This is a genomic window from Streptomyces sp. NPDC004539, assembly GCF_040610055.1.
GTDB lineage: Bacteria > Actinomycetota > Actinomycetes > Streptomycetales > Streptomycetaceae > Streptomyces.
Genome location: NZ_JBEXLS010000029.1, coordinates 59,360 through 86,147, shown reverse-complemented (window position 1 = coordinate 86,147; position 26,788 = coordinate 59,360). Strand labels below are relative to the sequence as shown.

Sequence of the window (26,788 nt, the reverse complement as noted above, 5' to 3'; positions counted from 1 at the left end):
CTTCACCGGCCCCGGCCTTCACCGGCCCCGGCCTTCACCGGCCCCGGCCTTCACCGGCCCCGGCCTTCACCGGCCCCGGCCTTCACCGGCCCCGGCCTTCACCGGCCCCGGCCTTCTCCGGCCCCGGCCCTCTCCGGCCCCGGCCCTCTCCGGCCCCGGTCCCCACCGGCACCTGCCGGCCCCCACCGGCCCCCACCTCCATCAGTCGCCGATCACAGGTCAGACGGTGGCAGCGAACGGCGAGCGGGAGCCGTTCGGAGGTGGGCGATGCCGGGGCCGTGCCGAGTCGGTGCGGGTGGCGGCCCGTCAGATGGTGCAGGGAATCAAGATGCGTGCCGGAATTCGTAGGCCGGAGAGGGTGGCCATGCCGACCGGGGTGTTCAACCCGCTCCGGCGGGGCGTTTCGCGGGCTGTCGCCTCGGTGGCGATTGCCATGGGCGTCGGACGGGAACGCGAAGTGCTCGCTCTCTGACGCCACGTCGAGGGGGTGGCGTCGCTCGGAGTGGTGCAGGGGGTTCGTTCCGGCAGCTTCGCGGGCCGGGGCTGTGATTGTCCTGGCGGCCGAGCACCGGACGGGGCCCGTCACCCTGGTCGGCTCCGGCGGCGCCGTCCGCCGTGTCGGTCGTCAAGTGGCCACCCGCACCGGGTCGTTCCGCGTGGTCGCACCACTCGGCGGGACAGCAACTTGCGGGCAGGGTGCAGGCGGTGTCTCTGTGTCTTGCCCCGAGTCCAGTGCCCATCCCCTGTAGGGCCACTCCCTATATATGGGTGTCGTCACGGATAGGGCCCCGTTCGCCGGGACGTCAGGCTGTGCGGTGGCTGTGATCATGCCGGCCGGGGCGGAGCCCCTTGTGGGGTGGGCCGTCCTGTGTGTCAATTGGTTCGAGAACGGGGAATCTTGTGTTTCGTCATGTGTTGAGGACGTCGTTCGCGTTGGCCGCGGTGACGACGTTGGGGCTGGGCGGGTTGTCGGGGTCGGCGCAGGCCGCTGATGTGGGGATTCTCAGCGCCACCGGGTGCACCGGCAACGCGGGGTCGACCGACGGGTCCGGTTCGGTGTGCCTGGAGATCAAGGGGACCAAGCTGCACGTGGACAGCTTCAAGCTGTCCAAGAAGTCCAACAACCGCGCCTGGACGGACCGTCCGATCATCGAGATAGGCAGCGGGTACGGCTACTTCGGCACCCTGGAGAGCGCGTCCCGCACGCAGACGGTGACCGTCGGGGCCACCGTCAACCAGAACTTCCCCAACAACACGAAGGCGTGCGGGTGGTGGGAGAAGTACCCCGGGACGAAGGCTTGCGTGACGATCCACAACTGAACGTTTCGAGCCGGTAGTTGAACCGGTAGTCGACGAGGACGCCCTGTCCGCCGAGGAGTTCGGCGGACAGGGCGTCCGCCGTGCGCCCCGAAACCCCGCCCGTCGAGAAGTTCCGCTCCGCGAGGCGTCGGCCGCACGAGGCGTTTTCGGGTGGGCCAGCGAGTACGGTGGGATCTCTGGTCCGGTTCTCGGGGCGCGGGGGCGTGTATGGAGCGGGAGTTGGAGGAACTGGCGGCCGAGGCGGCGAGGGTGCTCGGGGGTGCGGTCAGGTCGGAGGAGGGGGCGGAGGTTCGGCGGGCGCTGCGTCGGTGGTTCGACATGGTGAACCCTTCCGGTGTCTCGCCGCCGGTCTCCTACCTCAGCCCGGTCACGGCCCATCACTTCGGCATCCTCGCCCACGCCGGGCAAGCGGAGGTCGACCAACTCCGCCACCTGGTCGAGCAGTACAAGGACCAGGCGCCTCCCAACCACCCCGACCGAGCCACCCCCCTCACCTCCATGCTCGTAGGCGCCAAACTGGAACAACCACCCCCCACCCCACCCCCGAACGACACCCCCACCCACGACGACCACATCGACTTCCGCAACGGCACCTTCCACGGCCCCGTCACCGGAACGAACATCACCTACGTCCAGAACCCCACCTCCTCTCCCCACCCCAACCCCGCCACCTGGCCCGCCCTCGGCGACACCGACCCCCTCGCGCTCGGCGTGCGGGGAGCCTTGCGGCTGAAGGAGTGGCCGAGGCTGACGGAGTACGTGAACCGGGACGTGGAGGCGAGCCTGGAGGGGTGGTTCGAGGAGGACGGGCTGCTGGTGATCACGGGACGGCAGTTCGCGGGGAAGACGCGCACCGCGTGGGAGACCCTGTTCGTCGAACTCCCGCCGGAGACAAGGGTGTACACCCCCACCCCCGGCACCGACCTGCGCACGCTCCCCACCCTCCTCGCGAACCACCCCGGCCGATACGTCCTGTGGCTGGACGACCTGGACGCCCATCTGGGCCGACGCGACCTGGACACCCCCCTGCTGGCGGAGCTGAAGAGGGCCCGCGTCCCGGTCGTCGGGACGATGAACGACGCCGCGTACGAGGCACACATGGACGCCGCCGACACCCCCGCACACCGAGTCCTCGCCCAGGCCAGGGTGGAACGGCTCAGCACGGCATGGAGCGAACCGGAGCTGCGGCGCGCGGCGGACAGCGCGGACCCGCGGCTGGTGGAGGCGCTGGAGTGGAGAGGGGACACCGGCGTCACCCAGTACCTCGCCCTCGCCCCCCTCCTCGCCGAGACGGTCCGCCGCGCGTCCGGCGCCCGCAGCGGACGCCGCCCGCACCAGGGCCTGCTGCTCGCGGCCCTCGACCTCGTCCGCTGCGGCCTGCGCGCGGGCGTCCCGCTGAGCCTGGTGACGGAGACGTACCCGCTGTACGCCCACGCGCCCCTCCACGAGGACGCGTGGGAGCGGGTGTTCACCCCGCTGCACGACATCACCGGCCTCCTCCTGAGAGGCCCGGACGACACCTGCCGCCCCTACGGCTCCCTCATCGCCGACGCCCTGCGCGAACCGCTCGACCCGGTCCCGTGGAGCACCTGGCGCCACGCCCTCGCAGCCACCGCCGGCGACGCCCAGCACGCCGTACGCAGCACCGCCCGCGCTCACTTCACGCCGCTCGCGGAGGCGGGTGAGGGCCACGCCATGCACATGCTGGGCCTCATCAAGGAGGCGGACGGCGACCAGGAGACCGCGCTGCACTGGTACCGCAAGGCCGCGTACGCCGGTGTGCACCAGGTCGCGGAACAGGTCGGCCGGCTCCTCCTCGCGAGGAACGCCCCCGACCAGGCCCTCCCCTATCTCCTCAAGGCCACCGATCTGGCCCCCACCCCCTCCGCCCACCGCCTCCTCGCCGAAGCCCACCTCGCCCTCGCCGAACAATCCCTCCGCCGAGCCGCCGACACCGGCGACAGAAGCGCGGCCGGACAGCTCGGCGACCTCGAACTCCGCCTCGGCGACGCCTCCCGCGTCGCGCAGTACCACCTGCGCGAGGACCAGGACGTCTCCGTCGCCCGCAGCCTCGCCGCCTACCACGTCCTCCGCGGCGAGACCGAGACCGCCCGGCCCTACCTGGAGCGGGCGATCCACGACGGCGACGACAGGGCCGTACGCATCCTGGACGACATCAGGGCCGAGCCGCAGAGCCCTCAGGACGCCGAGTCGTACTTCCGGGGGAGCGCCGACCCGCTCGACCTCGCGCACCTCGGCGTCGTACTGGAGAGGTCGGGACGTAGTACTCAAGCGCTAGCCGCGTACGACGAAGCCGCCGCGAGCGGCGACTCCTTCGCCCGTGCCCGCGCCGAGGCGCTGCGCCGGGCACGGGATACCGTCGAGGAGTGACCAGCAGCAACACCAGCCACTCAGCCCCCACGACCCCGGCGCACACAGCTCCCGCTCCCACACCCCCCGCCCCCACCCTCTTCACCTGGGAGTTCGCCTCCAACCCCTACCCCGCCTACGCCTGGCTCCGCGAACACGCCCCCGTGCACAGGACCACCCTCCCCAGCGGAGTGGACGCCTGGCTGGTCACCCGGTACGCCGACGCCAAACAGGCCCTCGCGGACGCGCGTCTCTCCAAGAACCCGGCGCACCACGCCGAACCGGCGCACGCCAAGGGGAAGACCGGCATCCCGGGGGAGCGCAAGGCCGAGCTGATGACGCATCTGCTGAACATCGACCCGCCGGACCACACGAGGCTCAGGCGGCTCGTCAGCAAGGCGTTCACCCCGCGCAGGGTCGCCGAATTCGAGCCGCGCGTCCGGGAGTTGACGGACCAGCTCATCGACCGGTTCGCGCGCAGCGGCGAGGCCGACCTCATCCACGACTTCGCCTTCCCCCTCCCCATCTACGCCATCTGTGACCTGCTCGGCGTACCCCGCGAGGACCAGGACGACTTCCGCGACTGGGCCGGGATGATGATCCGGCACGGCGGCGGGCCGAGGGGCGGCGTCGCACGGTCCGTCAAGAAGATGCGCGCCTACCTCCTCGACCTCATCCACCGCAAACGCGGCGACCTGGGCGACGACCTCATCTCCGGCCTGATCCGCGCCTCCGACCACGGCGAGCACCTCACGGAGAACGAGGCCGCGGCGATGGCGTTCATCCTGCTGTTCGCCGGCTTCGAGACGACCGTCAACCTCATCGGCAACGGCACCCTCGCCCTCCTCACCCACCCCCACCAGCGCGAGCTGCTCCAGAAGTCCCTGGCCGCCGGTGAGACCCAGCTGCTCGAAACCGGCGTCGAGGAACTCCTGCGCTACGACGGCCCGGTGGAGCTGGCGACCTGGCGGTTCGCGACCGCCCCCCTCACCCTCGGCGGACAGCACATCGCCCCCGGCGACCCGGTGCTCGTCGTCCTCGCCGCCGCCGACCGCGACCCCGCCCGCTTCGAGCACCCCGACACGCTGGATCTGACCCGCCGTGACAACCAACACCTCGGGTACGGCCACGGCATTCACTACTGCCTCGGCGCACCCCTGGCCCGGCTGGAGGGACAGACCGCGCTGGCGACACTTCTCACACGGCTGCCGGACCTTCAACTCGCCGTGAGCCCCGAGGAGTTGAGGTGGCGAGGCGGTCTCATCATGCGTGGCCTGCGGACATTGCCGGTCAGCTTCACGAAGACGGCGTGAAAAGCAAACATGACACGCCCTCAACTCCGTGATCTTCACGTGATCTGCGCGGCATGAACTTGTGACAAGTGATCGTATGCCGATACGTTCGCAAGCCGGAGCGGCCCCACACCGCACCGAAGCGGCCCCGCGCCGCACTCCCCCTGTCGTCGTGAGAAAGGCGTCCGCATGCTCTCCGGGAACGGCCGTCACCGTCGCCCCCGCCAGGCTCCGGCCCTCCTCGTGGCCGCCGGAGTGACCGGCTCCGCGATCGCCATCCCCCTGCTCGGCGCGACCGGCGCGAGCGCGGCCGGCAACCCGGCCGGCGTCGAGGGGACGACCGTCTGGGACAAGGTGGCCGGCTGCGAGACGGACGCCGCCTGGGACGAGAACACGGGCTCCGGCCAGTTCGGCGGGCTGCACATCAAGCTCGACGACTGGAAGAAGTACGGCGGCCTCGCCTACGCCGAGCGCCCCGACCTCGCCGGCCGCGCCGAGCAGATCGAGGTCGGCAAGCGCATCCTCGCCGACCAGGGGCCGGGCTTCTGGCCCATCTGCGCGCTCACGGCGGGCCTGACGAAGGAGAACGGCGCGGCGGCGACGGACGCGAGCGCGAGCCCGGGTACGGGTTCGACCGGTACGTCCGGCTCGTCCGGAACGTCGGGTACGTCCAACGGGTCGGGCTCGGCGGCCGGTTCGGGCGCCTCCGGCGGTACGGACCCGGCCGCCTCGCCGTCGCCCACCCCCACTCCGGCGTCGCCGTCGCCGTCCCCCTCCACCCCCGGGAAGTCCGCCGAGACGACCCCCGAGGCGCCCGACTCCTCGGCCGAGGCCGGGAATTCCGCCGAGGCCGGCAAGAACAGCGGCTCGGGCCGGATCGTCACCCCGGACGCCCCACGGACTCCGGACGGTAAATCCACAGGAACGCCGAACGGGAACAGTGCGGAGAATTCGGACAATGCGGCACAGTCCGCCGGGTCTTGGAGCCTCGTCGACACGCGCGTCGGCGCGGCCGTCGGAGCCTTCCCGTTCCCGATCGTCCCGGTCGAGAGCGCGTCGACCCTCTCCACCGCCGGCACCGGCAAGCACCGCGGGGTGAGCGCGGACGAGCCGGCGTCGTACACCGTCCGGGTCGGGGACACGCTCAGCTCCATCGCCGACTCCCTTGAGCTTGACGGTGGATGGCGGGCCCTCTACGCCGCGAACGAGCGGCTCATCGGGGCCGACCCGAGCGCCATCGTCCCCGGTCAGACGCTGTCTCTCGGCAAGTGAACGAGAGCTGGGGCGGCGTACGCAAAGGCGTAAAAGCGGGCGGAAACACGGCAGTTCGGCGTCCGGCTTCGTGTTGAATGTCCGTTTTGGCGAAAGTGTGGGATGAGTCTCAGAAGCCCTGATCGTCTTTGAAAATCCGCTCGGCGCATGTCTACGGTCGTGACCGCTCGGCAACCCGAGCCCCGGCTGCCGCACACGCCGAATCCTGCCAGCGGCCGTCCGGGAACAGTCGTCGCGCAAGCGCCGTGGGCAGGAGCGGGGGACCCAAGGTAAGTGCTGGGGACGGTGGTTGACGCCGCCGGAACCGGCTTGGGGTGAAGTCACGGAAGTGACAGGGCAACTCAACCGGCCCTAACCCGACAGCTCACCTCGCAGGCGTCGGTGAGGGGATCGATCCATGCTGTTCTCCGGCAAGGGCAAGCACCGCCGCCCGTCCAAGGCCACCCGTGTCGTCGCGCTCGCCAGTGTCACGGGTGTGGCCGTCGCCGCCCCGCTGATGGCCGCGGGCAGCGCCTCCGCCGCCACCGCCTCCGAGTGGGACGCCGTCGCGCAGTGCGAGTCCGGCGGCAACTGGTCCATCAACACCGGCAACGGGTACTACGGCGGGCTCCAGTTCTCCGCGTCGACCTGGGCCGCGTACGGCGGCACCGCGTACGCCTCGACCGCCAACCTGGCCAGCAAGTCGCAGCAGATCGAGATAGCCGAGAAGGTCCTCGCCTCGCAGGGCAAGGGCGCCTGGCCGAGCTGCGGTGTGGGCCTGTCGGGCGCCACCTACAGCGGCGGCTCGTCCTCCAACTCCGGCTCGTCGTCGAGCGGTTCCTCGTCCAGCGGTTCCTCGTCCAGCGGTTCCAGCAGCCGTACCGAGACCCCCGCCGCCACCCGCTCCACCGAGCGTCCGGCCGCCGCCAAGAAGACGACCCCCTCCAAGACCGTCACCACCCCGACCGGCCAGAAGGTCAAGAAGGGCGACGGCGAGTACAAGGTCGTCAAGGGCGACACCCTCAGCTCCATCGCCGCCAAGCACAAGGTGGCCGGCGGCTGGCAGAAGCTGTTCCAGCTCAACAAGGACATCATCCAGGACGCCGACCTCATCTACCCGGGCCAGCAGCTCCACCTCAAGTAGACAGCCGGTCCGCAGCTGAACCACAGGCCGCTCACATCCGTGGACCTCACAGTAGAGCTCTCGTGAGGACCATCCCCCCCCGTTCTCACGGGCCCCCGCTCCGGTGCGTGTTCCCCCGTACGCACCGGAGCGGGTTTTTTTGCGGGCAGTTTTGTTCCGTTCAGAAACAATTTACTCTCGGTTCTGCCATCGGGGCGGTGGGCGGGCTGGCCGTTCGCCCCGGGCCGGTTAGGCTCGTCTCGCAGAACCTGTGCCACATTCCAAGAAGGAGATGCTCGTGCCGTCCATCGACGTCGTCGTAGCCCGGGAAATCCTCGACTCGCGAGGCAACCCCACCGTCGAGGTCGAGGTCGGCCTCGACGACGGCAGCACCGGTCGTGCCGCCGTCCCGTCCGGCGCCTCCACCGGTGCCTTCGAGGCCATCGAGCTGCGCGACGGTGACCCGAACCGCTACCAGGGCAAGGGTGTCGAGAAGGCCGTCCTCGCCGTCATCGAGCAGATCGGCCCGGAGCTCGTCGGGTACGACGCCACCGAGCAGCGCCTGATCGACCAGGCCATGTTCGACCTGGACGCCACCGACAACAAGGGCTCGCTCGGCGCGAACGCCATCCTCGGCGTCTCCCTCGCCGTCGCGCACGCCGCCTCCGAGGCGTCCGACCTGCCGCTCTTCCGCTACCTCGGCGGCCCGAACGCGCACCTCCTGCCGGTGCCGATGATGAACATCCTGAACGGCGGCTCGCACGCCGACTCCAACGTGGACATCCAGGAGTTCATGATCGCGCCGATCGGCGCCGAGTCCTTCTCCGAGGCCCTGCGCTGGGGCACCGAGGTCTACCACACGCTGAAGAAGGTCCTGAAGACGAAGGGCCTGTCCACCGGCCTCGGCGACGAGGGCGGCTTCGCGCCGAACCTCGGCTCCAACCGGGACGCCCTGGACCTCATCCTCGAAGCGATCAAGCAGGCCGGGTACGTCCCCGGTGAGCAGATCGCCCTCGCGCTCGACGTCGCCGCCTCCGAGTTCTACAAGGACGGCAAGTACCTCTTCGAGGGCAAGGAGCGCTCCGCCGCCGAGATGACGGAGTACTACGAGGAGCTGGTCGCGGCCTACCCGCTCGTCTCCATCGAGGACCCGCTGTTCGAGGACGACTGGGCGGGCTGGAAGGTCCTCACCGACCGCCTCGGCGACAAGGTCCAGATCGTCGGCGACGACCTCTTCGTCACCAACCCCGAGCGCCTCGCCCGCGGTATCGAGGACGGCGCCGCCAACGCGCTCCTCGTCAAGGTCAACCAGATCGGCTCCCTCACGGAGACCCTGGACGCCGTCGAGCTGGCCCAGCGCAACGGCTTCAAGTGCATGATGTCCCACCGCTCCGGCGAGACCGAGGACGTCACGATCGCCGACCTCGCCGTCGCCACCAACTGCGGCCAGATCAAGACCGGCGCCCCGGCCCGCTCCGAGCGTGTCGCCAAGTACAACCAGCTCCTGCGCATCGAGGAGATCCTGGACGACGCGGCGGTGTACGCCGGCCGGTCCGCGTTCCCCCGCTTCAAGGGCTGAACCTCTAGGGGCTGATCCCCCTAAGGGGCGCCCCTTGAGAGGCGTCGTCCGTACGTCCCCGTACCCGGTCCCGTACCGTGTGCGGGGACGTACGCACGTATGAACGGGAACGGGAGGCGCGGCGCATGGCCGTCAAGGACAAGGACCGGTTCTCCACCGCGACCAGACTCCGCGCCCTGGGCGAGCAGACCGCGGCCCGTGTCTACCGCTCGCAGAACAAGCGCCAGCAGCGCCGCTCCCGGCTCACCGGCCGCGCCGCCCTCCTCGCGCTCGTCCTGTGCACCCTCGTCGTCGCCCTCGCCTATCCGATGCGGCAGTACGTCTCCCAGCGTGCCGAGATCGCCGATCTGGAACGCGAGCAGGAGCAGGCGCGGGAGCGGGTCGAGCAGCTCCGGGACCTGAAGGCCCGCTGGCAGGACGACGCGTACGCCGAGCAGCAGATCCGGCTGCGTCTGCACTACGTCCTGCCCGGCGAGACCGGGTTCGTCGTCGTCGACCCGGACGCGGCGAAGCAGTCCCGCGCGGACGCGGGCGCCGCCGACCGGCCCTGGTACGCGAACGTGTGGGACGGGGTGGACAAGGCGGACGCGGTCGGCAGGTGAGGGGACCCTTACGGGGGCTACGGGTCCTACGGGGCGTACGGGGTGCGGGCCTGGTCCCCTGATACTGGAGAGGCACCGGCCCTTCAGCGACAGCAGAGAGACGATCGTACGAACATGCAAACGCCTCCTCCGACCACCGAGCGCACCGAGCCGACCGACGCGGACGTCGAGGCGTTCCGGCAGCAGTTGGGCCGGCCCCCGCGGGGGCTGCGCGCGATCGCCCATCGTTGCCCCTGCGGTCAGCCGGACGTCGTCGAGACGGCGCCCCGCCTGCCCGACGGCACGCCCTTCCCGACGCTGTACTACCTGACGTGCCCCAAGGCGAACTCCGCGATCGGCACGCTGGAGGCGAACGGGGTCATGAAGGAGATGACCGAGCGGCTGGGGCAGGACCCCGAGCTGGCGGCGGCGTACCGTGCGGCGCACGAGGACTACATCCGGCGGCGGGACGAGATCGAGGTGCTGGCCGGGTTCCCGAGCGCCGGGGGGATGCCGGACCGGGTGAAGTGCCTGCACGTCCTGGTGGCGCACTCGCTGGCCGCCGGGCCCGGGGTGAACCCGCTCGGGGACGAGGCGCTGGCGATGCTGCCGGAGTGGTGGCGGAAGGGCGCGTGTGTGGTCACCGCCGAGTGATCTCGCCCCCGCCGCCCCTACCCGTCCCATCCTCTGAAGAGGCTCCGCCCCTTCGACCCCGTTCGGCCCGAAGGGCCTCGTCCTCAAACGCCGGACGGGCTGAATGTTGCGGACCGGCGTTGAGAAGCGTTGAAGCAGAGCACGTCTCGCAAGCCTGAAAGGGTGTACCTATGACCCGCGTCGCCGCCGTCGACTGCGGTACCAACTCCATCCGGCTGCTCGTCGCCGACGTCACCCCCGAGACCGGGGAACTCGTCGATCTGGACCGGCGGATGACGATCGTGCGGCTCGGGCAGGGGGTCGACCGGACCGGGCGGCTCGCGCCGGAGGCGCTGGAGCGGACGTTCGCCGCGTGCCGGGAGTACGCGGCCGTGATCAAGGAGCTGGGCGCCGAGAGGGTGAGGTTCGTCGCGACCTCCGCCTCGCGGGACGCCGAGAACCGGGACGAGTTCGTCCGGGGCGTGCTGGACATCCTCGGCGTCGAACCGGAGGTGGTCAGCGGGGACCAGGAGGCCACGTTCTCCTTCACCGGCGCGACGAAGGAGCTGACCTCGCGGCCGGACCTCGCGACCCCCTACCTCGTCGTGGACATCGGCGGCGGCTCGACGGAGTTCGTCGTCGGCGACACGGACGTCCGCGCCGCGCGCTCCGTCGACGTCGGCTGCGTACGGATGACCGAGCGCCATCTCGTCCACGACGGCACCGTCACCGATCCCCCCACCGAGGCGCAGATCGCGGCGATGCGGGCGGACATCGAGGCGGCGCTCGACCTCGCGGAGGAGACGGTGCCGCTGCGGGAGGCGCGGACGCTGGTCGGGCTGGCCGGTTCCGTGACGACGCTGTCGGCCATCGCCCAGGACCTGCCCGCGTACGACTCGGCGGCCATCCACCACTCCCGGATCTCCTACGCCAAGGTCCGCGAACTCACCGAGTGGCTCCTGCGCTCCACCCACGCCGAGCGCGCGGCGATCGGTTCGATGCACCCCGGGCGCGTGGACGTCATCGGCGCCGGGGCCCTCGTACTGCTCTCGATCATGGAGCGGACCGGGGCGGCGGAGGTCGTGGTGAGCGAGCACGACATCCTGGACGGGATCGCGTTCGCGGTCGCGGAGGGTTAGACGGGGGGAGGCCCCGGCGTCTTCGGCCGAAGACGCCGGGGCCTTTGTGTGTGTCAGGCGTGGACGTCGATCTTGCCGCTGCAATCGCTGAACGTGCCCTGGACGTAGCAGACCCACATCTTGCGTTCGGCGCCCTCGTCGAGGTTGCCGGTCGTCGTGTCGGTGTACGGCGAGCTGTGGCCGCGCGTCGTGGCGATGCGGCCGTCGCTGAGGTGGGCCTCGATGCCGTAGCCGTCCGCCAGCTGGTCGGAGGCGATCAGCGTGTCTCCGGTGGAGGAGCCGAGGGAGCCGGGGTCGGCCGCCCAGATCGCGGTTCCCGCGTAGTCGCCGTCGTTGTAGACGTCGATGCGGCCGGAGCCGTTCGTGTAGGTGTAGCTGATGAAGTAGACGTTCGGCGCGGCGCTCGCCGGGCTCGCGGGGCCGCCCAGGACCAGACCGGCGGCGAGTGCCAATGCTGAGGCGACGACGGACGCCGGGGGTTCTGTGCGTCGGCTGTGGGGGTTTGCCGGTGGGGCTCCGCTGAGCTGGGGGAACGGCGTTTGAGCGGGGTTCGAGGAGGGTGTGGCAGGCGCCGCCGAGAAAGTTCGTGAAGTTCTTCACAAGGAAAAGGGCCCCGTTGGGCGAGGAATGTGGCCCGGTTGGCCCTTCCGGGGCCCAACACCCGTGTGAACACGTTCAAAACGGCGGTACGGGGACGTATCGCGAAGGGGTCGAACAGGGGTCGTACGGACCCCTCACGGAGCCCTCAACCGGCCGGAGAGGCAGGTCGGGGGGCATTGACAACGGGGTGGCCGGGGGGCGGGTTCCCGTTCGAGGACATGACATGGATCACGTGAGTCGCGGAGGATAACACACCCCCTGACGAAGCTTGTGAAGGGGCGCACGAGCGACCCCCATGACCCGGGTGGATACTCGATGGCATGAGCACCACGGAGCGTCCCAGGATCCTCGTAGTAGGCGGTGGGTACGTAGGCCTGTACGCAGCTCGACGCATTCTCAAGAAGATGCGTTACGGAGAGGCGACCGTCACGGTCGTCGACCCCCGGTCGTACATGACCTACCAGCCCTTCCTCCCCGAAACCGCCGCCGGCAACATCTCCCCGCGCCACGTCGTCGTCCCGCTGCGACGCGTGCTGCCGAAGGCGGAGGTGCTCACCGGCCGGGTCACCACCATCGACCAGGACCGCAAGGTCGCCACGATCGCGCCGCTCGTCGGCGAGGCGTACGAGCTGCCCTTCGACTACCTGGTGATCGCGCTCGGCGCCGTCTCCCGCACCTTCCCGATCCCCGGCCTCGCCGAACAGGGCATCGGCATGAAGGGTGTCGAGGAGGCCATCGGCCTGCGCAACCACGTCCTCGAACAGCTCGACAAGGCCGACTCCACGACCGACGAGGAGATCCGCCGCAAGGCGCTCACCTTCGTCTTCATCGGCGGCGGGTTCGCCGGCGCGGAGACCATCGGCGAGGTCGAGGACCTGGCCCGGGACGCGGCCAAGTACTACAAGACGGTCTCCCGCGAGGACATGCGCTTCGTCCTCGTCGACGCCGCCGACAAGATCCTTCCCGAGGTCGGCCCCAAGCTCGGCCAGTACGGCAAGGAGCACCTGGAGAGCCGCGGCGTCGAGATCTACCTCTCGACCTCGATGGACTCCTGCGTGGACGGCCACGTCGTCCTGAAGAACGGCCTCGAGGTCGACTCCAACACGATCGTGTGGACGGCCGGCGTCAAGCCGAACCCCGTCCTCTCCCGCTACGGCCTGCCCCTCGGCCCCCGCGGACACGTCGACACCTCCGAGACCCTCCAGGTCCAGGGCACCGACTACATCTGGGCCGCCGGCGACAACGCCCAGGTCCCGGACGTCGCCGCCCGCAAGGCCGGCGTCGAGAACGCCTGGTGCCCGCCGAACGCGCAGCACGCGCTGCGGCAGGCCAAGGTCCTCGGCGACAACGTGGTCTCCGGTATGCGGGGCTTCCCGCAGAAGACGTACGCGCACTCCAACAAGGGTGCCGTGGCGGGCCTCGGCCTCCACAAGGGCGTCGCGATGATCGTCATGGGCAAGATGAAGATCAAGGTGCGCGGGCGTCTCGCCTGGTACATGCACCGCGGGTACCACGGCATGGCCATGCCGACCTGGAACCGCAAGATCCGCGTCTTCGCCGACTGGACGCTCGGGATGTTCCTCAAGCGTGAGGTCGTCGCGCTCGGTGCGCTGGAGACTCCCCGCGAGGAGTTCTACGAGGCCGCCAAGCCCGCGCCGGCGCCGGCCGCTGCCGCTGCCAAGACCGAGGCCAAGGCTTCTTGAGGGGCGGGGGGTCGAGGGCGCGGGCCTTCGACTTCCCTGTCTCCTGAGGGAGTTCCTCGGTGTGAAGTTCGTGTGTCCCGAAGGGGCCGTCCGCCATCCGTGGTGCGGGCGGCCCCTTCGGCGTGCCCGGGCGTCGGTGGGGTGGGGGTGTGTGGCGGGGTGGAGTCGGCCGGGACGAGGGGTTGGGGCGAGGGGCTGGGGCGGGTAAACGGATTGCGGCGGCGGTCCCTTCGAACGACCGTGGATGCGCTCCCTTTGTTCTCTGTGTTCCCTGTGTTCCCCGCGCCGACGAGGCTTGTGTGACGCGCACTGAGACGCGCACTGAGTAGAAGCGCTCATGCGGGTGGGCGGATGTGGGGGTTGGATGGTGGTCTGGGCCCTCGGGGGCCGGTTGTCGGTGGTGGTGGTTAGAGTTGACTGTGTGATCCGTACGGGGAGGATGACGGAATGTTGCTGGAGGGCGGGGAGAACCCGGCGGCCGACGCGGCGAACGCGATTCAGGCACAGGCCGACATGGCCGCGGAGTACGCGTCGTTCACGGGCTTCCGTACCCGCATCGACGAACTGATCAGCACCCTCAAGGGGTCCTCCGCCGGCTCCAAGGAACTGGGCCAGGACCAGCTCGCCCGCCACCAGTTCGGCGGGGGGAACGAGGGCTGGATCGAGGCGGCCGGCCTCTTCACGGCGTACGAGTCGGTCATCGGCGAGCTGGAGAAGCTCTCCACGGTCCTCTCCGACTGCATGGAGGGCATGGGCATCGCCGTCCTCGCCTCCCACAAGGGGTACGAGAACATCGACCTCGACGTCCGCCAGCGGATGGCCGCGATCAGCGCGGAGGCGACGAAGGAGTACGGCGGGGTCTACGACCCGACCGTTCCCGGCCAGGGGACCAAACCGACGCCGACGCCGCCGTCCTCGGCGGACGGGGCACAGGGTGCGGACGGCGGGGCGATCTGATGCGCGACGCGGAGAGTTCGGGCGGGACGTTCTTCGACGGGATGAGTCACGAGCAGATGCTGGCGTGGCTGGATCAGGCGAATTCGGGTGTGGTGTCGAGTGCGGCGACGCGTCTGGTGTCGGCTGCGGCGGAGATCCTGAGTATCGCGGAGGAGTTGAGGGTCCGTCCGCAGTGGGTGGCGTGGAAGGGGGACGGGGCTGACGCGTTCCGTACGTGGGCTTCGGACCTGGCGAACGCGACGCTTCGTCTGAGTGACTTCAGCCAGGAGTCGGGGACGTGGCTGTCTCAGGCGTCCGATGCGATCTCGTTGGCGCAGTCCTCGATTCCCCGTGATCTTCCCTCGGCTACGGCGAACCTCGCTGCCGCCGACTCGGCCCGTAATGATCCTGATGCTGCGGGTGTCGCGTCGAAGTCTTCTGCTGAGCTTGCGGCGTTGGCTGCGGATCGGGAGAAGGTGCGGTTGGAGGCGGCGTCGCAGATGACGAAGCTGGCGCAGTCGTATTCGTGGTCGGCTGCGCAGTTGAATGCGTTGGAGCGGCCGAAACTTCCGCCGCCGCCGCAGGCGTTCATTCCGCAGGACCTCGGTTCACGTGATGTCACTTCGCACCACATCGCAGCGAACCAGAACCGTACTGAGGGCTCAGGCAGTGGAACTGTGGGGAATGTGGGCTCGCTCAGTAGCCCACATTCACCGGCTGCTTCCGTTGCCGCTGCTTCGCTGCCGCATGGTGCGGGGACGTCGAATGTTCCTGTGGATGTCGCGCTGCCTCCTGCTCGCACAACCATCGACTCGGTCGGCACTCTGCCGTCACCCGCTCCGGTGGACGGCCCACGCAGTCCCGTCGACCCCGGGCAGGTACGAGGTACGGCGCCGCAGGCGGGTCCGGTTCCTCCGTTGTTCGGCGGTGGGCAGGCGCTTCCCGTCAGCAGCAACCCGGTGGTACAGGGTCGCGCGCCTGGAGCGGGCAGGGCGCCGATGCCTCTGCTCGGCCAGGGCACCGGGTCTGGGACGCCTATGGGACGTGTTCCGAACGCCACTGGTGGTAACGGCATTTTCGGTGGCCGTCCGGTCCTGCCGTCCGAGGGCAGGCCCACCGGGGCCATCCCGCGAGGCACGGTCGTGGGCGGAGAAGGCACGCCCACGCGCGGTCCGATGGGTCAGACGGCCGGTATGGCGAATCCGGTCGGCCGAGCGACCGGCACATCGGGTGGGGCTTCCGGTTCCCGTTCCGTGTCGAGCCCGGGTGGCATCGCCGGGGGACGTCCGATGCCCGCCTCGGGAGTCGTCGGCGGCAGCTCCGCCCAGCAGCCGGGACGTACGGGCGGACGTGTTCCTGGCTCTTCCGGGGCTGTTGGTGCCGGTGGTGAACGGAACGCGATCACAGGCGGTACGACTGCGGCGGCACGTTCTGGCGAGGGCCGTGGCGCGGCAACCTCCGCCCCGCATCCGACGCAAGGGACACCTTCGGCGAGTATGAGGAGCGGGAGCAGTCGGCCGTACGGTGTGACGGAGGACGAGGAGACCTGGCGGCGGAACCAGCGGCCCACGGTGCCACCGGTCGTCGACTGACGTGTTCAGGGATGAGGGAGAGCCAAGTTCATGCTGACCGGTAGCGCTCGACACAGGCTTTGCCGTGCGATGGCCGCGGCGGCCTTGGGGGTGTCGCTGGTGGGTGTCACGGGGACGGCCGCGAGCGCGGAGACGACCCGTGAGAAACAGTGGTTCCTCGATGCCATGCAGGCCGAGAACATGTGGAAGACCAGCACCGGCGAGGGCGTCACGGTCGCGGTCATCGACTCCGGTGTCGACTGGACCAACCCGGACCTCAAAGGACGCGTCCTGGCAGGCAAGGACTACGCCACGGACCAGCCCGGTGACGAGCACACGGACTATGCGGGCCATGGCACCGGTATGGCCGGCCTGATCGCCGGAACGGGCGCGTACAACGGAGGGCAGGGCTCGTTCGGTCTCGCTCCCGGAGCGAAGATTCTCCCCATCCGTACGCCCAAGGCTGATGAGCTGCCGAACCAGGCCGTGGGCAACAAGATGTTCAACGACATCGTTCCGCAGGCGATCCGTTACGCGGTGGGAGAAGGCGCACGGGTCATCAACATCTCCATGGGGTTCAGCCAGGGTTCGCCGCAATTGACGGAGGCGGTCAAGTACGCCCTCGACAAGGGGGCGTTGATTTTCGCGGCGGTCGGGAACACCGGAAACCAAGCCAATTTGCCTGAGTATCCGTCCGCAACCCCTGGCGTGGTCGGGGTAGCGGCGGTGGGAAAGAACCTGCACCGGACCGCGGAGTCCCAGTACGGCCCCCAGGTGGACATGTCGGCCCCCGGCGAGGACATGGTCCATGCCTGCGGCGGCAAAACCGGCCTCTGCGAATCGAGCGGCACCAGCGACGCCACCGCCCTCGCCTCCGCCAGCGCCGCCCTCATCTGGTCCGCCCACCCCACCTGGACCAACAACCAGATCCTCCGCGTCATGCTCAACACCATCGGCGGCCCCACCGACGGCGCGAAGCGCAACGACGCCATCGGCTACGGCATCGTCCGCCCCCGGATCGCCCTCCAGAACCCCGGTGATCCTGGCCCGGCGAACGTCTACCCGCTCCCCGACCTGGCGGAGGCCGCGAACTCCGCTTCCCCCACACCCTCTGCGAAGGCGAGTGAGCCAGCGAAGGCCGCCGCCACCCCCAAGAACGACGACAGCACAACCCCCTGGCTCGGCATCGGCCTCGGCACAGCCGCCCTCGCAGCAGCCGCCCTCGCCACAACAGCCGTCGTACGAAAACGACGCACCGCAACCACCCCACAACAACAGCCCCACCCGGCAACCACACCACAGGGCTTCGGCCCACCCCCCACCATGCCCGGCAGCACCCCCCCACCACCGAACCAACACCACCACCCCGGAGCCCCCTGACCCGGGCAGCCGCCGCAGGCGAAGCGGTGTGGGTGGCGCACCTGAGACGCACCACACCTCGCCCACCCATATGTCCAATCCCCCAACCCCCTCCCCGAACCCTCCACACCCCACCCCCCTCCGATCCGAGACGCGTATCCCTGTTTCTCTTACCAAGTTGCTAACTTGTCTGGGAGATCGGGGACGCGTGGCCGTGTGAGTGGGGCCGGGCGGAGTACTGAGGACGTGGTGGTCGGGTTCGGCCGCCGCACACGGGGAGAGCGAGCGGGCATGGCCTGGGACGAATGGGAGCAGCTCAAGGCTGGTGCGCTGGAGCGCCAACAGAGCTCCGGTATGCAGCTGAACAGCCTGGACCTGGGGACGGACCCGGAGGGCCGTCAGGTCACGATGCCGGGTGCGTACGGCGTTCTCAAGGTCTCGCAGAAGGACCTCGCGGCGATCGGCAAATCCGCGCACACGCTGTTCAACGACCTGTACGACAAGGCCCGGGTGGCGGGCCCGTCCAGCGACTCGGCGGCGAAGGACCTCACGGAACAGGGCTTCGCCCTCGGCGCCGGCCTCCAGCACGTCTCGACCCGCTGGACGGCCCAGCTCAAATCCCTGATGGACGCCTGCGCGCACATCTCGAACCACATGCACGTCACGAAGAAACTGCACGCGGACGACGACGACTACATCGCGAGGGTGGTCAGCGGCATCGCCGTCCTGGACGCCGGTTTCGACGAACGCGTCGGCAAACCGGGCGCCCCCAACCCGGTGTACGGGGAGGCGAAGAAGAAGGAGTGAGGACGGCGACGTACCGCGACCGCACCGCCGAGCCCGCTTCCCGACCGCCCACCGAGGACTGACGCCCCGTGAAATTCGACGCCCTGTACCACGCCAACTTCACCCTGCTCTCCGAGGCGGTGACCGACTGGGGGACGCTGGTCACGAGCCTGGAGCAGCTCCAGAAGGACGCGGAGACCGGACTGCACCAGGCCGCGAACAAGGCCAACTGGGCGGGGGTGAACCAGCAGGTCAGCAAGGAGTTCATCGGCAAGACGGCCGGTGAGTTCGCGGACGCGCACACCCAGGCCAACAGCATCTACCGGATTCTCGACGACACGCTGGGTGAACTGAAGGGGTTTCACCGGCAGTTGACGACGGCGGTGGAGGGCGCCCGGACGAAGGGCTTCAGCGTCCTGCCGCACGGCGACGGTTTCATGGTGACGCTGACGACCCGCCCCCGGGACCCCGCCGGTGACGAGCCGGACCGGACGGCCGAGATGACCGGCGTCCGGGACGACATCCAGAAGATCCTCAACCAAGCGTCCACGAGCGACAGTTCGGCGGCGACCGTCCTCAAGGCGATCTCCGACCAGAGCGAACTGGGCTTCTCCGGGGCCGACTACAAGGACCGGGACTCCGCCGCCGCGGCCGTCAAGCAGGCCGACGAGCTCGCCCGGCTGGCGAAAAAGGACCCCCACGACCTCACGGTCAAGGAGTTCGACCAGCTCAACGCGGGTTTCAAGCAGTACGGCGGCGATCCGCTGTTCGCCGAACGGTTCGCGACGAGTCTCGGGCCGCAGAAGACGCTGGAGTTCTGGACAGGGCTGACCGACGGGCGTAATTACGACGTCGTCGGCGAGCGGCGTGAGCAACTGGACGATCTCCAGCGCGGGTTGAGTCTCACGCTCGCCGGTGCCTCGCAGAGCGACTCCGCGGCGATGAGTACCTGGAAGAACGACATGACCGGTCTCGGCGCGAAGCGGATCGGCGGGGACAGCGGGCCCATGGGTTTCCAGGTCATGAGCAACCTCATGCGTGTGGGCGACTACGACGACAAGTTCCTCACGGACTACGGCAACCGCATGATGGCCACCGAGCGGCAGATCACCGGCAACGGCCAACAACCCAACCGCTTCTGGCAGTTCGGCGGCGCCGGTGGCACCTACCAGCGCCTCAACTTCCTCGGCGACGACACCGGCGCCGATCCCCTCACCGGCTACATGCGCGGCCTCTCCAACAGCCCCGACGCCGCCACCACCTTCTTCAACGAGCCCTACGTCTCCAAAACCGACCCCGACAACCCCTTCCTCCGAGACACCGACGGCAACGGCGCCAAAGGCAAAGTCGGCCTCTCCAACTTCCAGTACCTCTTCGAAGAACGAGACTGGCCCCAAGAAACCAGCCTCTCCGGCGACGACCTCCACACCGGCCAGAACTACATGGCCATGGCACTGGAGGCGGCCACTACGGGGCATCCGGCGGGGGAGATGCCCACAGTGGACACCCCACCACACAACGACCAACAGACCAAGCTGTTCGAGTCCATCGTCTCGTCGATCTCCCAGAAGGACACGCTTCTCACCGACAACGGCTACATGTCCGACAGCATGGGCCAGATCGCGGCGGAGTACATGCCGGACATCCATCGGCAACTGCATGCAGGGAATTCCGGTGAAGCGGATTTGTTCCCCATCGTGGGTTCGTCTGCGAATCCGGAAGAAAGAGACCTCACTCGTTTTCTCTATGCGGTCGGTAGGAATCCTGAAGGCTATGCCGCCGTAAATCTCGGCCAGCACAGTTATACGACACAGCTGATGCAGTACCACTTCGAGCATCCCGACGTCTACGCTCGCGACCCTAATTTCCCCCAGGCCGAGAGTCTGCGGGAAGGCGTGGATGGAATCGCCACAGTCGCCGGGCAGATCGAAGGAATCATCGGTGCGGGTCGCGCCTACGAAAGCGAAGTGCAGGGTGCGGCGGCCGACGCTGAATACAATTCGGCCCTTGAAGCCGCCGGTACGTGGGGTGGCACCGCCATCGGCATCGGGATCGGAGCGGCTACCGCGCCTATGACAGGTCCGGGCGGCGCCATCATCGGTGATATCGCCGGTACGGCAGCAGATGAAATCATCAGCAGCATTACCGGAGGTATGGCAAAGGACAGCACGGACGAGATCGTCTATCGCAACGGCGCGACGTTCGAGGACACCAGGGACTCGACCTTCGTCATGGTCGAGGCGGCTGCCAAGAAGGCAGGCGAGTCAAGTGGCCACCAGTACCCGTTGATCGAGGCTTCCGCAGCCAAATCCGCAGAATCGGGATTCAACACTGCCCGGACAAAGATTTACTCCTACCTTGACGGTGAGGGAATCCCCCGAACCCTCGACGCGAAAGAATGACAAGTGAAACTTGCCAGCCCTAAGAAGGCCGCTGCTGTAGGTCTAATCCTTGTGGTGGCCCTCGCTGCTTCCGTTTTCTATGCGCTCAAGCTTCCCCCCTTTGAGGAGGTGGGGAAAATCGAGGCGGGTGACGTGTGCAAGTCTCTTGGAGATTCATCTCGTGCGGCAACTTCACTCAAGGAGGTCTTGCCGGAGGAGTCTGATTACTCCTTCAGAGATGTCGAGAACAGCATCCGAACGGAAGGGCCGGGAAGGTCGTACGAAACCTACTGTTTCGTTGAAGGGGGCGGGAAGCAGCTGGTCGTGGCCAAAGCGGAGCTGATGGAATACGACGTGACGGACCGCTGGGTGGAAGAGGTTGTCGAACAGCTCGTGCCTGCCTCGTCTCTTTCCCCGTTCACGGCTGGGGACAAGGCGGTTGCTTCGGGTTCGGTCGCCGCCATCTACGTTCCTTGCTACTCGACCGGTAGCGATCGCCATCTGAGCGTCGTCGTTCAGCTCAAGAAGGGGAGCGGCATCGGCGAGTCCGAGCGGCGCGCGGAGTTGGTCGGCATGGCGGAGAACGCGGCTGCATACGCGCACTCTCGCGCCAAGTGCGACATGCCTTCGGCGGTCGACGAGCAAGGGTGACCGGGGCCGGCGGCTTGGGTCGCGGATGACGAGACGACTACCTGCGTGGAGTGGAGTCAAAGGCACGATGGGAGAGCCGCGCGGGTAGGACGGGGGTGGCTGGATCTGGTGGATTTGCCGGGGCTTGGGGTTTGTGGGGGACTGGAACGAGGGTCGTTGTGTGTTTACGTGGTGACAGGTCGTTCCGGGATTGTTGTCACGGAGGTGGGTGCCATGGGTGGTGCCGCGGTGCGGCTCGCGGGGGCTTTGGGGATGGTGGTGGGTGGGGAGGTGCCGGTGAGGGTGAGGGCTTGGGACGGGAGTGAGGCGGGGCCGGAGGGTGCGCCGGTGATGGTGGTGCGGAACCGGCGGGCCGTGCGGAGGCTGTTGTTCAAGCCGGGGGAACTGGGGCTGGCGAGGGCATGGGTGGCGGGGGATCTTGAGGCGGAGGGGGAGATCTATCCGGTGCTGGAGGCGGTGGCCGGAGTGGTGTGGGAGAGGGGGGAGGAAGCGCCGTCGCTCTGGCGGTCGTTGCGGCGGGACGAGTTCCGGCGGGGTGTGCTCGGGCTGGTCCGGCTCGCGGGGGTGCCCCTGCCGCCCGCCCCGCCCGTGGAGGAGAACCGGTCGGGCCGGCACCGGCATACGCGGCGTACCGACCGGCAGGCGATCAGCCATCACTACGACGTGGGGAACGACTTCTACTCGCTCGTGCTCGGCCCGTCCCTCGTGTACTCCTGCGCCTACTGGGGCGACGAGGAGGAGACGCTGGAGGCCGCCCAGCGGGACAAGCTCGACCTCGTCTGCCGGAAACTGGGGATCGGTGAGGGGCAGCGGGTGCTCGACGTCGGCTGCGGGTGGGGGTCGTTCGCCATCCACGCCGCGCGCGAGTACGGGGCCCAGGTCGTCGGGGTGACCCTCTCGCAGGAGCAGGCCGCACTGGCCCGGAAGCGGGTCGCCGACGCCGGGCTGACCGGGCTCGTCGAGATCCGGGTGCAGGACTACCGGGACGTCGACGACGGCCCGTACGACGCGATCTCGTCCATCGGCATGGCGGAACACGTGGGCGCCGAACGGTATCTGGAGTACGCCCGCCGGCTGTACGGACTCCTCGCCCCCGGCGGCCGGCTGCTCAACCACCAGATCGCCCGGCGGCCCCAGGACGACGAAGCCGGCTATCACCTCGACTCGTTCATCGACGCGTACGTCTTCCCCGACGGGGAACTCGCGCCGATCGGCACCACCGTCACCCAACTGGAGCGCGCCGGCTTCGAGGTACGGGACGTCGAGTCGATCCGGGAGCACTACGCGCTGACGCTGCGGCGCTGGGTGACGAACCTGGAGAGCGGGTGGCAGCGGGCCGTCACGCTCGTCAGCCCGGGGAGAGCGAGAGTGTGGCAGCTCTACATGGCCGCCTCCGCACTCGCCTTCGAACGCAACCGCATAGGGGTCAACCAGGTGCTCGCGGTACGCACCCCGGACTCCGGCGCCTCGGGCCTGCCCCTGCGCTCACGCGTCTGGTCCGGCTGACGGGCCTCTGCTGACGGGCCGAGGGGCCCCACGCCGAGCTGGCCCCTGAGCCGGCGTCACGAGCGAAAGGCGAGCGGGGCGGTCTCCCCCCCCGTACCGGAGACCGCCCCGACTCGCCCGCCTACTCCGACTCCCCCCGCCCTACTCCGACTTGATCGCCCCCAGCATGTTCAGCCGGGACGCGCGGCGGGCCGGCCAGAGGGCCGCGAGGATGCCGACCGTGCCCGCGAGGGCGAGGAAGACGGCGATACGCGCCCAGGGGAGGACGAGTTCGTACGTCGGCATGCTGGGACCGATCAGCTTGCCCGCGGCCCAGCCGAAGAAGAGGCCGAGGCCGATCCCCAGGACTCCGCCGAACAACGAGATGACCAGGGACTCCAGCCGCACCATCCGCTTGATGCCCTGCCGGTCGAGCCCGATCGCCCGGAGCATCCCGATCTCCTGGGACCGCTCGAACACGGACATCGCGAGGGTGTTGACGACCCCGAGGACGGCGACGATCACGGCCATCGCGAGCAGTCCGTACAGCATGTTCAGCAGCAGCGTGAAGAACTGGGCGATCTGGTTCGAGATGTCCTTCTTGCTCTGGACCTGGATACCCGGGTTGTCACCGAGCGCCTTGATCAGCTGGTCCTTGACCGCGGCCGACGTCCCCTCGGCGGTCTTCACCATGACCTGCATGTCGGCGACTTCGGTCTGGTGCGGCGCCAGCGTCGCGGCGTCGAGGAGGATGCCCCGCAGGAAGTCGGTGCCCTCGTAGACCCCACTGATCGTGAGCCGCTGGCTCTTGCCGTCCTCGTAGTGGACGGTGAACGCCGAACCCGACTTCCAGCCGTAGTGATCGGCCGTGCCCTTGTCGACGACGACGTTCGCACCGCCGACCTCGAAGCGGCCCTGCTCGACCTTCGGGCTGATCAGCTCGCCGATCGTGGCGCCGTCCACCCCGGTCAGCGATTCGAAGTCGCCGTCGATCCGGGACGGGGAGTTGCGCATGGGGCTGGTCGCCTCGACGCCGGACGTCTCCTTGAGCTTCTTCTCCACGCCCGGCGTGAGGTCGTTGCCGTTGACCATGGAGACGACGTAGTCCGCGCGGATCGAGTCGGACGCCATCTTCTCGATGGACTTCTGGAGGCTTCCGGCGATCACCGTCATGCCCGTGATCAGCGTGAGGCCGATCATCAGCGCGGACGCCGTCGCGGCCGTACGGCGCGGGTTGCGCACCGAGTTCTGGCGGGCCAGCTTCCCGGCGATCCCGAACCCGCGCATCAGCGGCGCCGCCGCCGCGATCAGCGGCCGGGACAGCAGCGGCGTGAGGATGAAGACGCCGATGATCAGCAGGACCGCGCCGATACCCATGGCCGACTGGGCGTCGGTCCCCTTCATCGTCGTCGCCGTCAGGACCGTCCCCGCGCCCGCCGCCGAGACCAGCGCGCCGAGGGTGTTGCGGACGACGAGGGAGCGCGTCGTCGCCTTGGCGTGCAGGCTGCTCATGGCGGCGACCGGCGGGATCTTCGCGGCGCGGCGGCCCGGCAGCCAGGCGGCCAGCATCGTGATGACGACGCCGACGACCAGCGCCGAGAGGATCGTCCCCGACGAGATGATCAGGGGGCCGTCCGGGATGATCGCGCCCGTCTGGTTCAGCAGGACGCGCAGGCCCGCGCCGATGCCGATGCCGACGATCAGACCGGTCACCCCGGCGATCGCGCCGACGACGAACGCCTCGATCAGCACCGACCGGGTCACCTGGCGGCGGGAGGCGCCGACCGCGCGGAGCAGGGCCAGCTCCTTCGTGCGCTGCGCGACCAGCATCGTGAAGGTGTTGGCGATGATGAACGTGCCGACGAAGAGGGAGATGCCGGCGAAGACCAGCAGGCCCTGCTTGAGGCCGCTCATCGACGCGGAGATCGACTTGGCCTGGTCAGCGGCGAGTTCGTCGCTCGTCGTCGTCTCGACCTTGCCGGCCGGGAGCGCCTTGTCGAGGGCCGCCTTCAGGGCCGTCTGCGAGACGCCGGAGGCGGCCTTGACGTCGATCTCGTCGTACGTGCCGGTCTTGCCGAAGAGTTTCTGGGCGGTCGTCGTGTCGAAGAGGGTGAGGCTGCCGCCCGCCGCGACGTTGCCGTCGTTCGTCGTGAAGATGCCGGAGATCTTCGGGGTCAGGACCGGGCCGTCGACGGAGATGCGGACGGTGTCGCCCACCTGGTAGCCGGCGCGCTTCGCGGTGTCGGCGTCCATCGCGATCTCGGTCGCCCCCACCGGGGGCTCGCCGCTGGTCAGCGGGTACCGGGCGTCCTTCGTCCCCCAGTAGTTGCCGCCCTGGGAGGCGAAGCCGTTGCCGATCAGCTTGCCGTCCTTGTCGGCGATGGCGGCGAAGCCGGTCACCACGCCGGTCGCGGAGGCGGCGCCGTCCACCGAGGCGGCCCGCTTCAGCAGGGCGTCGGTCAGCTCGGGGTCCTTGGCGATCTCGTTGGCCTTGGCCTTCTGGGACCTGGCCGTGACCGCGACGTCTACCTGGTCGAAGCCTTTCGCCGAGCTGTTCTCCAGCGCGTTGGACAGGGTGTTCGTGAAGACGAGGGTCCCCGAGACGAAGGCGACGCCCAGCATGACCGCGAGGACGGTCATCAGGAGACGGGCCTTGTGCGCGAGGACGTTGCGCAGGGAGGTGCGGAACATCAGCTCGTACGGCCCTTCGCGTCGAACTGCTTCATCAAGTCGAGGACGGAGTCGGCCGTCGGGCCGTACATCTCGTCGACCACCCTGCCGTCCGCCAGGAAGATCACCCGGTCCGCGTACGACGCGGCGACCGGGTCGTGCGTCACCATCACGACCGTCTGGCCCAGCTGCCGGACCGAGTTGCGCAGGAAGCCGAGGACCTCAGCGCCGGAGCGGGAGTCGAGGTTCCCGGTCGGCTCGTCGCCGAAGACGATGTCGGGGCGGGAGGCGAGCGCCCTGGCCACGGCGACGCGCTGCTGCTGGCCGCCGGAGAGCTGGGACGGGCGGTGGCTGAGACGGCCCGACAGGCCGACCATCGCGATGACGGAATCCAGCCACTGCTTGTCCGGCTTTCGGCCCGCGATGTCCATCGGCAGCGTGATGTTCTCCAGGGCCGTCAGGGTCGGCAGGAGATTGAACGCCTGGAAGATGAAGCCGATCTTGTCCCGGCGGAGTTTCGTGAGCTGCTTGTCCTTCAGGGAGCCCAGCTCGGTCTCGCCGATGCGGACCGAGCCAGAGGAGAACGTGTCGAGGCCGGCGACGCAGTGCATGAGCGTCGACTTGCCGGAGCCCGAGGGGCCCATGATCGCCGTGAACTGGGCCTGGTGGAAGTCGACGGAGACCTGGTCCAGGGCGACCACCCGGGTTTCGCCCTGGCCGTAGATCTTCGAGAGATCCGTGGCGCGGGCGGCCACGGCGGCCGTGGGCCGAGCTGCGAGGGGGGTGGTGGTCACGGAAAGCGCTCCTGAGGACGGGGGCTGGACTCGTCCATCGTCGGCGGCGCACCCCGTGGTTGTAGTCACTCCTCGGTTCTGCTTCCAGGACCAGACTCTGGAGTGACAGAGGCGGTCTTGTCATACCTGGGTATGACGCCCGACCCTGACACCGGAGGTGACGGTGAGAACACGGTGTGCGGTGGAGCGCGATTGTCGAGAACCGGTGGAGCGCCCTTGTTCAGACGGTGAAATTCCGTCATTCCGCATACACGCGCGGTGATCGCCGGTCAGGCTACTGGCAAGTGCGGATGGCCTGTTCCATGGTCTGATGCTCCCTCAGACATCAATAAAATAAGACAACATCGGTTCCCCCGGCCGCTGTTGGGGAGGGGCGTCCCGATAGGCTCGGGTCGCGCCGACGCGGAGCCCTTGGCCAGCCCAGATGGTGGAATGCAGACACGGCGAGCTTAAACCTCGCTGCCCCGAAGCGGGCGTGCCGGTTCAAGTCCGGCTCTGGGCACCTCCGCCCCTTTTGTTGACCGCGCGGTCCCGTTTGGTTGACTGCGCCGTCCATCGAGACGT

At 68.9% G+C, this 26,788-nt stretch carries 20 protein-coding genes, 1 tRNA gene and 1 riboswitch; of the genes, 17 read left to right on the top strand and 4 right to left on the bottom strand.

Annotation, left to right across the window (positions count from 1 at the left end; translation table 11 throughout):
• Positions 1–915 precede the first annotated feature (915 nt).
• The 9 genes from ABZX85_RS41055 (at position 916) to ABZX85_RS41015 (ending at position 11,288) form a co-directional block, all read left to right on the top strand.
• Positions 916–1,320, top strand: coding sequence for a hypothetical protein (locus ABZX85_RS41055; RefSeq protein ID WP_355881163.1), 405 nt, complete (start codon positions 916–918; stop codon positions 1,318–1,320).
• 207 nt (positions 1,321–1,527) lie between these two features.
• A complete protein-coding gene (locus ABZX85_RS41050; protein ID WP_355881159.1) occupies positions 1,528–3,711 on the top strand; it encodes a hypothetical protein in 2,184 nt (727 codons plus the stop codon).
• On the top strand, positions 3,708–5,003 hold the full coding sequence (locus ABZX85_RS41045; RefSeq protein WP_355881156.1) for a cytochrome P450: 1,296 nt from the start codon (positions 3,708–3,710) through the stop codon (positions 5,001–5,003). Before ABZX85_RS41050 ends, ABZX85_RS41045 begins: the two co-directional genes overlap by 4 nt.
• 168 nt (positions 5,004–5,171) lie before the next feature.
• Positions 5,172–6,254, top strand: a complete 1,083-nt coding sequence (locus ABZX85_RS41040; protein ID WP_355881153.1) for a transglycosylase family protein — start codon at positions 5,172–5,174, stop codon at positions 6,252–6,254.
• A gap of 186 nt (positions 6,255–6,440) precedes the next feature.
• Positions 6,441–6,647, top strand: a riboswitch (cyclic di-AMP (ydaO/yuaA leader).
• A gap of 4 nt (positions 6,648–6,651) precedes the next feature.
• On the top strand, positions 6,652–7,377 hold the full coding sequence (locus ABZX85_RS41035; RefSeq protein ID WP_355881151.1) for a transglycosylase family protein: 726 nt from the start codon (positions 6,652–6,654) through the stop codon (positions 7,375–7,377).
• 271 nt (positions 7,378–7,648) lie between these two features.
• Positions 7,649–8,935 carry a phosphopyruvate hydratase gene (gene eno / locus ABZX85_RS41030; RefSeq protein WP_355881148.1) on the top strand — a complete coding sequence of 429 codons (1,287 nt, stop codon included), beginning with the start codon at positions 7,649–7,651 and terminating at the stop codon, positions 8,933–8,935.
• Positions 8,936–9,060: 125 nt separating this feature from the next.
• Positions 9,061–9,537, top strand: coding sequence for a septum formation initiator family protein (locus tag ABZX85_RS41025; protein ID WP_355881145.1), 477 nt, complete (start codon positions 9,061–9,063; stop codon positions 9,535–9,537).
• Between the two features lie 114 nt (positions 9,538–9,651).
• Positions 9,652–10,170 (top strand): DUF501 domain-containing protein, encoded by a 519-nt coding sequence (locus ABZX85_RS41020; RefSeq protein ID WP_355881142.1) that lies wholly within the window; start codon positions 9,652–9,654, stop codon positions 10,168–10,170.
• A gap of 170 nt (positions 10,171–10,340) precedes the next feature.
• On the top strand, positions 10,341–11,288 hold the full coding sequence (locus tag ABZX85_RS41015) for a Ppx/GppA phosphatase family protein (protein WP_355881139.1): 948 nt from the start codon (positions 10,341–10,343) through the stop codon (positions 11,286–11,288).
• Positions 11,289–11,341: 53 nt separating this feature from the next.
• Here ABZX85_RS41015 and ABZX85_RS41010 read toward each other — a convergent pair whose 3' ends face one another.
• A complete protein-coding gene (locus tag ABZX85_RS41010) occupies positions 11,342–11,740 on the bottom strand; it encodes a hypothetical protein (RefSeq protein WP_355881138.1) in 399 nt (132 codons plus the stop codon).
• 468 nt (positions 11,741–12,208) lie between these two features.
• Here ABZX85_RS41010 and ABZX85_RS41005 point away from each other — a divergent pair, with 468 nt between their 5' ends.
• Together ABZX85_RS41005 and ABZX85_RS41000 are read left to right on the top strand one after the other, a co-directional pair.
• A complete protein-coding gene (locus ABZX85_RS41005; RefSeq protein ID WP_010357782.1) occupies positions 12,209–13,591 on the top strand; it encodes an NAD(P)/FAD-dependent oxidoreductase in 1,383 nt (460 codons plus the stop codon).
• A gap of 447 nt (positions 13,592–14,038) precedes the next feature.
• Positions 14,039–14,548 (top strand): hypothetical protein, encoded by a 510-nt coding sequence (locus ABZX85_RS41000; protein ID WP_355881135.1) that lies wholly within the window; start codon positions 14,039–14,041, stop codon positions 14,546–14,548.
• A 286-nt stretch (positions 14,549–14,834) separates the two neighbouring features.
• Here the strand turns inward: ABZX85_RS41000 and ABZX85_RS40995 are convergent, their stop codons facing one another.
• A complete protein-coding gene (locus ABZX85_RS40995; protein WP_355881132.1) occupies positions 14,835–15,119 on the bottom strand; it encodes a hypothetical protein in 285 nt (94 codons plus the stop codon).
• 1,069 nt (positions 15,120–16,188) lie between these two features.
• Here ABZX85_RS40995 and mycP point away from each other — a divergent pair.
• The 5 genes from mycP to ABZX85_RS40970 all read left to right on the top strand — a co-directional run bounded on the left by mycP (position 16,189) and on the right by ABZX85_RS40970 (position 22,781).
• The gene (gene mycP / locus ABZX85_RS40990) at positions 16,189–17,478 is read left to right on the top strand and encodes a type VII secretion-associated serine protease mycosin (protein ID WP_355881129.1); all 1,290 of its coding nucleotides are present in this window, start codon (positions 16,189–16,191) and stop codon (positions 17,476–17,478) included.
• 270 nt (positions 17,479–17,748) lie between these two features.
• Positions 17,749–18,264, top strand: a complete 516-nt coding sequence (locus ABZX85_RS40985) for a hypothetical protein (RefSeq protein ID WP_355881127.1) — start codon at positions 17,749–17,751, stop codon at positions 18,262–18,264.
• A gap of 68 nt (positions 18,265–18,332) precedes the next feature.
• A complete protein-coding gene (locus ABZX85_RS40980) occupies positions 18,333–20,645 on the top strand; it encodes a DUF6571 family protein (protein WP_355881124.1) in 2,313 nt (770 codons plus the stop codon).
• 3 nt (positions 20,646–20,648) lie between these two features.
• Positions 20,649–21,275: a hypothetical protein gene (locus ABZX85_RS40975; protein WP_355881121.1), complete on the top strand. Its 627-nt coding sequence runs from the start codon at positions 20,649–20,651 to the stop codon at positions 21,273–21,275.
• Between the two features lie 213 nt (positions 21,276–21,488).
• A complete protein-coding gene (locus ABZX85_RS40970) occupies positions 21,489–22,781 on the top strand; it encodes a class I SAM-dependent methyltransferase (protein WP_355881119.1) in 1,293 nt (430 codons plus the stop codon).
• Between the two features lie 141 nt (positions 22,782–22,922).
• Here ABZX85_RS40970 and ABZX85_RS40965 read toward each other — a convergent pair whose 3' ends face one another.
• On the bottom strand, positions 22,923–25,451 hold the full coding sequence (locus ABZX85_RS40965; RefSeq protein WP_355881116.1) for an FtsX-like permease family protein: 2,529 nt from the start codon (positions 25,449–25,451) through the stop codon (positions 22,923–22,925).
• Complete coding sequence (locus ABZX85_RS40960; RefSeq protein WP_355881114.1) at positions 25,451–26,224, bottom strand: ABC transporter ATP-binding protein; 774 nt, start codon at positions 26,222–26,224, stop codon at positions 25,451–25,453. Before ABZX85_RS40960 ends, ABZX85_RS40965 begins: the two co-directional genes overlap by 1 nt.
• A 418-nt stretch (positions 26,225–26,642) precedes the next feature.
• On the opposite strand from ABZX85_RS40960, the gene ABZX85_RS40955 reads away from it, so the two are divergent.
• Positions 26,643–26,726: transfer RNA gene (locus ABZX85_RS40955), tRNA-Leu, on the top strand.
• The last annotated feature ends 62 nt before the right edge of the window (positions 26,727–26,788 follow it).

What these genes read in the sequence shown, in the direction of transcription:
- ABZX85_RS41050 (WP_355881159.1), top strand. Translation starts at nt 1,528, where the DNA reads ATGGAGCGGGAGTTGGAGGAACTGGCGGCCGAGGCGGCGAGGGTGCTC.
- ABZX85_RS41040 (WP_355881153.1), top strand. Translation starts at nt 5,172, where the DNA reads ATGCTCTCCGGGAACGGCCGTCACCGTCGCCCCCGCCAGGCTCCGGCC.
- ABZX85_RS41035 (WP_355881151.1), top strand. Translation starts at nt 6,652, where the DNA reads ATGCTGTTCTCCGGCAAGGGCAAGCACCGCCGCCCGTCCAAGGCCACC.
- eno (WP_355881148.1), top strand. Translation starts at nt 7,649, where the DNA reads ATGCTCGTGCCGTCCATCGACGTCGTCGTAGCCCGGGAAATCCTCGAC.
- ABZX85_RS41025 (WP_355881145.1), top strand. Translation starts at nt 9,061, where the DNA reads ATGGCCGTCAAGGACAAGGACCGGTTCTCCACCGCGACCAGACTCCGC.
- ABZX85_RS41020 (WP_355881142.1), top strand. Translation starts at nt 9,652, where the DNA reads ATGCAAACGCCTCCTCCGACCACCGAGCGCACCGAGCCGACCGACGCG.
- ABZX85_RS41015 (WP_355881139.1), top strand. Translation starts at nt 10,341, where the DNA reads ATGACCCGCGTCGCCGCCGTCGACTGCGGTACCAACTCCATCCGGCTG.
- ABZX85_RS41005 (WP_010357782.1), top strand. Translation starts at nt 12,209, where the DNA reads ATGAGCACCACGGAGCGTCCCAGGATCCTCGTAGTAGGCGGTGGGTAC.
- ABZX85_RS41000 (WP_355881135.1), top strand. Translation starts at nt 14,039, where the DNA reads ATGTTGCTGGAGGGCGGGGAGAACCCGGCGGCCGACGCGGCGAACGCG.
- ABZX85_RS40995 (WP_355881132.1), bottom strand. Translation starts at nt 15,119, where the DNA reads ATGAACGCCTGCGGCGGCGGCGGAAGTTTCGGCCGCTCCAACGCATTC.
- mycP (WP_355881129.1), top strand. Translation starts at nt 16,189, where the DNA reads ATGGCCGCGGCGGCCTTGGGGGTGTCGCTGGTGGGTGTCACGGGGACG.
- ABZX85_RS40985 (WP_355881127.1), top strand. Translation starts at nt 17,749, where the DNA reads ATGGCCTGGGACGAATGGGAGCAGCTCAAGGCTGGTGCGCTGGAGCGC.
- ABZX85_RS40970 (WP_355881119.1), top strand. Translation starts at nt 21,489, where the DNA reads ATGGGTGGTGCCGCGGTGCGGCTCGCGGGGGCTTTGGGGATGGTGGTG.
- ABZX85_RS40965 (WP_355881116.1), bottom strand. Translation starts at nt 25,451, where the DNA reads ATGTTCCGCACCTCCCTGCGCAACGTCCTCGCGCACAAGGCCCGTCTC.